This window comes from Microbacterium sp. Bi128 (assembly GCF_918698205.1).
Map to the genome: position 1 here is coordinate 1 of NZ_CAKKMM010001357.1, position 1,374 is coordinate 1,374.

The following is a 1,374-nucleotide window of genomic DNA, read 5'->3' on the forward strand; positions in this document are numbered from 1 at the left end:
GTTCACCAGGGCTGCAATGGTCTCACCCGCTACCCGGGCCGACTTTTGAATCAGTGTGATGGCCAGCGGGTCCCCGGCCTGGGCCGCGAGGGTGATCTCCTCGAGGGTCAGTGTCCCCTTTTTTGCCAGCGGAGCCAGGGAGCTGCGGGTGCCTTCCCTGACAGCCTCTTCCGCGTCCCTGACCAGGGCCCAGCCGCTGGCCACCGCTTCGAGACAGCCGATCTTGCCGCAGCGGCATTGGGCATGGGAGTCGGAAACCCGGACATGGCCGATGTCGCCGGCCGCGCCGTTGGCGCCGCGGTGGATCCTGCCCTGGGACAGCAGGCCGGCACCGATGCCGGAACCGATCTTGCAATAGATGAGGTTCGCGAGGGATTCGCGACGCCGGGCGCGCTCACCAAGGGCAAGCAGGTTGACGTCGTTATCCACCCACACCGGTGCGTTAAAGCGGTCCTCGAAGGGTGTGCGGACATCGAATCCATTCCACCCGGGCATGATCGGAGGTGCCACCGGTTGTCCCGTGGCGAAGTCAACCGGGCCGGGGAGGCCCACCACCACACCCCAGACGGGCACTTGGTGATCCTTTTTCAGCACGTCGTCAACGAGCGCCATCACGGCGTCAATGGTCTTCTCGGGGCCCTGGGCGATATCCCAGGTGCGGTGCGTGTGTGCCAGGATGTCGCCGTCCAGGGCAGTGACGCCAACCCTTATATGAGCGGCTCCGAGGGCACATATGACGATCCGGCCCTGCTCCGCGCGGAAGCGGGGTGCGCGGCCACCGGAGGAGGCGCCGAATTCTCCATCCCCGAGAAAGCCGATCTCAATGGCCTGGTCCACACGCTGGCTGACAACGCCCCTGCCCAGCCCGGTGACCTTGCCGATTTCAGGGCGCGTTGTCGCCTCGCCCGTTCGCACCAGGTTGACGATCCTCAGCAGGCTCGTCACTTCATCCGTTTGTGCTCCAAAGCGGAGTGTGGACTCTGTCGTCATGATCACAATTCTCACACATAAGAGGGGACTAAGGTGGGGTTGAACGCGACTATAGCCGGATATTTCCGTACTTATGAATAATAAGGACAAAAGGGGGAGGGCGACGATGCCTTGGAATATAGGAGTTCTTGGGGCCGGGCCGGGCGTCGCGGCCCTGCATCTGCCGGTGCTGGGGCGCCTGGCGGAGCTGTTCAAGGTGGTGCACATTGCCGATGCGGGAAGTGGGCGCGCCCAGGGCCTGGCCGAAAGGCTTGGTGCCCGGTGGTCAGTGGGGGAGGCGGACCTGCTTGCGGACCCGGCTGTCCACCTGGTGGCCATCTGCAGCCCGCCCGCTGAACATGCCCGCCAAATCCTGGCGGCTGTAGCCGCGGGGGAGCCTGCAAT

Annotated in this window: 2 protein-coding genes; one reads left to right on the plus strand and one right to left on the minus strand. The window is 64.8% G+C overall.

Annotated elements, in window-relative coordinates; genetic code table 11:
- Positions 1-990: ROK family protein (locus LQV45_RS32775; RefSeq protein ID WP_230011783.1), on the minus strand; the 990-nt coding region annotated here is incomplete at its 3' end.
- Positions 991-1,096: 106 nt separating this feature from the next.
- Here LQV45_RS32775 and LQV45_RS32780 point away from each other — a divergent pair.
- Positions 1,097-1,374, plus strand: a 278-nt coding sequence (locus LQV45_RS32780; RefSeq protein ID WP_230011786.1) for a Gfo/Idh/MocA family oxidoreductase, incomplete at its 3' end; no start/stop codon positions are given.